3 protein-coding genes are annotated in these 3,170 nt (G+C 32.1%); all 3 read right to left on the reverse strand.

The window, feature by feature from the left end; all coding sequences use genetic code 11:
• Positions 1 to 22: 22 nt before the first annotated feature.
• Positions 23 to 466 (reverse strand): hypothetical protein, encoded by a 444-nt coding sequence (locus ACIQZC_RS10255; protein WP_396139128.1) that lies wholly within the window; start codon positions 464 to 466, stop codon positions 23 to 25.
• Complete coding sequence (locus ACIQZC_RS10260; RefSeq protein WP_396139129.1) at positions 447 to 962, reverse strand: RNA polymerase sigma factor; 516 nt, start codon at positions 960 to 962, stop codon at positions 447 to 449. Before ACIQZC_RS10260 ends, ACIQZC_RS10255 begins: the two co-directional genes overlap by 20 nt.
• A 113-nt stretch (positions 963 to 1,075) precedes the next feature.
• Positions 1,076 to 3,013: a TonB-dependent receptor plug domain-containing protein gene (locus ACIQZC_RS10265; RefSeq protein ID WP_396139130.1), complete on the reverse strand. Its 1,938-nt coding sequence runs from the start codon at positions 3,011 to 3,013 to the stop codon at positions 1,076 to 1,078.
• Positions 3,014 to 3,170: the final 157 nt, after the last annotated feature.

A 3,170-nucleotide genomic window follows, 5' to 3' on the forward strand; every position in this document is an offset into this window, starting at 1 on the left:
AACTACATTTTTCATAATTCTACTATTTAAAAATTGATTTTTTTGTTTTTTCGTATTCATTTAAATGGGAAACACTTTGCATGCCAACATTTACTTGTTCAGCAACCATTAACAATGCTATTTGAGTAGCAGCAAAGGCTTCTTCTGGATTATTATACGTTCCTAAATCGTCTTGCTTAGGTTCGGATGTGCTAAAATAAAAGGTGGCTAATCCAAAAAGGACAACAAAACTTGCTGCAATACCCATCCATTTTACAGTATTTTGTTTTCTAGGAAGTACTGGAATTTTTGGCTCGAATTGCGTTTCTTTTTGTGTTTCAAAGTAACCAAACAGCGCTTGATATTTTGCCAAATGTGGCGCCACATCGTTTGAAGAAAAATAAGCCTTTATTTGTTTTTCTTCCCCTATTGTGGTTGTTCCTTCAAAGTATTTATCCAATAATTGTTCAACTAACTTGAGTTCCATAATTATGTATTTTTTCTATTTGTTCTCTTAAGGTTTTTCGTGCTCTTGATAATGCTACTCGAACCGCTGTTTCATTCATTTCTAATACTTGAGCTATTTCCGAAAATTCGTATTCTTCAATTTCTCTAAGTTGTACTATCAATCGTTGTTGTTCGGGTAAATCGTTCATTAACTTTTCTGCCCATTGCAACGTGTTTTGATGTTCTATTTGTATGTCAACACTAGCTTGCTGGTCTTGATAATTATTATGTACAATTTGAAAATTAGTCGCTCTTTTACTTTTCAACTGATCCAAACAATAATTCTTTGTCATGGTCATTGCTAAAGCTTCTATACTATTGTACTGTTCTAAAGAACTATTTTTATTCCACAACCTTACTAAAACCTCCTGTGTGGCATCTTCTGCTTCTTCAGTACTTACGAGCATTCGTTTTGCTAAACGAAATAATTTATCCTTAAATGGAGTAATTATTTTTACAAACTCGTTTTGGTTCATTTTAGTTAGTTGGTTTATAATGAAGACGAATGTAATTTAATTTTGTTACAAATAAATAAAAGGTTTTGATAAAAAATTACCAAAACCTTTTAAAATCAAATAATTAACTTTATCTAAAACAGAAAATTCAACCCTAACTTATAATTTCTTCCGCGGGTATTATACCCAATAACTTCTTGAAATTCTTCATTAAAGATATTGGTTACCGCTCCAAATAGTTGCAAACGATTTGGCAATAAATCATAAGAAATAGTTGAATTTACTAATTGATAAGCCGCTAAATTAACCGATTGTGTTGCCCAAATATTGGAATCATAATAGGCATCACTTCTTTTATCTACAAATTGATAATTTAATCCAAATGTTCCTCTTTTAAATTTATAGTTCAAATCAACATTTCCTTTATGCTTTGGGATTAAACGATTTAATTGATTTTCAACTTGAGTAAAAGTATAATTTCCACCAATATTGAAACGTTCAGATAAATTATATCGAATACTTGTTTCAATACCTTTAGCATTGTATGTTCCGTCAATATTAATATAGTTTGATGCAAAATTTGATGGATTGGTATAAAACCCAAAAGTATTTTCTTCAGCTCTATAAAAACCAACCGCATTTATCGTTAATTTCTTATCCAATAATTGCGATTCAAAACCTAATTCAGCCGTAGCATTTTCTTCAGGGGTTAACTCTGAATTTCCATACGGACCATATAATTGATACAAACTTGGCGTGATGAAAGCCGTGCTATAAGAAGCCATGACTTTCAATGGTAAATTCTCGAAAGAAAAACTCGGATTGAAATTATACACAACCTGATTTCCATATTCGCTATGTGTATTAAAACGTGAACCAACATTGAGATTAAAGCCAAAATCTGAATTGTAAACTAATGTAGCATACGGATCTAATAAATTGAACTTCGCTCCTTCTCTAGCCACATCAGTATAGGCATCTTTTTGGGTCATATCAAAATACAGATATTGCGTTCCTGCAACTACAAATAATTGATTATTAAATAAATACTTATTAAAAGCATCAACAGAAATTGTTCTTCCTGTATAATTGTATGCGTCAATAGAATTTGCCCAAGTATTAGTAATATTTAATTTTCTATTGATTGTTGAAGCTCCTGCATTGATTGCAAATTCACCTTTATTATAGTTGTATTTTGGCAAGAAACCAATTCTAAATTGTTCCGATAAACTAGTATTATTCAGATCATCTGCATTAGCAATAATTCCGTCAAACGAATTATCAAACGTATTTTTGATTCGGTCATAATTTCCAAAAACCTCAAAACTTAATTGATCATTTGCTTTAAATCCAATTTTCTGCAACACATTGACTCTTGAAAACGTATCTTCTTCAAAATTTTCACCTGCTGCTTCAGACATACCTTTAGTTTCAGTGCTGTTCAACGAAGTCATGTAGGAAATTTTGTTAACTGTTCCGTTTACCGAAAAACCTTGATTGAAATCTTGCGCACTCGTTTTTGAAGTATACGAAGTGTTTTGCGTTCCCATAGTAATGTAGGCATTACCTGAAACATCTTTTATTGCCGATTTTTTCATCGTAATATTGATAACGCCTGTTGCAGCTCCCGTTCCATATAAAGTACTTGAAGCGCCTTTCATTACTTCAATTTTTTCAATTTGATCTACAGAAAGTAATCGCAAATCATACTCTAAATTAATTCCAGAAGCATCGGTTACAGGAACACCATCAATATAAATTGCAGTTTGACGATTACGACCACCACGAATGTAGTAGCCTAAGTTTTTTCCACCAAAGGATTGGTTTCCATTGATTTCTACACCAGCTACTTGACTTAAAACAGCTGCAAGTGATTGACCTTGTTTTTGTTCTAAATCTTGAGCAGTAATTAGTTCAATGATTTTGCCAGATTTCTCTTTGCTTTGCGCAAATTTAGTATCTGAAACGACTACTACTTTTAGGTTATTTGTTTTTAAGGAATCTGATTTTTGTGCATAAGAAAAAAACGTAGCTAGTGCAAAAGCACCTATACTAATTGATTTTTTGTTCATTTTAGGTTAATACATAATTTTAATAAATCTGGGAGAAAAGCACAGAATTTACCCATACTCAAACTTTTTTTCCCGAAAGTTTGTTACTCAACGAATGTGGCAGGTCTCCTGGCTTGCGTCTTGTTATCGACCTTCTCATTCGCCAAGGCAAACAATG

The sequence above is a fragment of the Flavobacterium sp. genome, assembly GCF_044338735.1.
In the GTDB taxonomy this organism is placed as follows: domain Bacteria; phylum Bacteroidota; class Bacteroidia; order Flavobacteriales; family Flavobacteriaceae; genus Flavobacterium.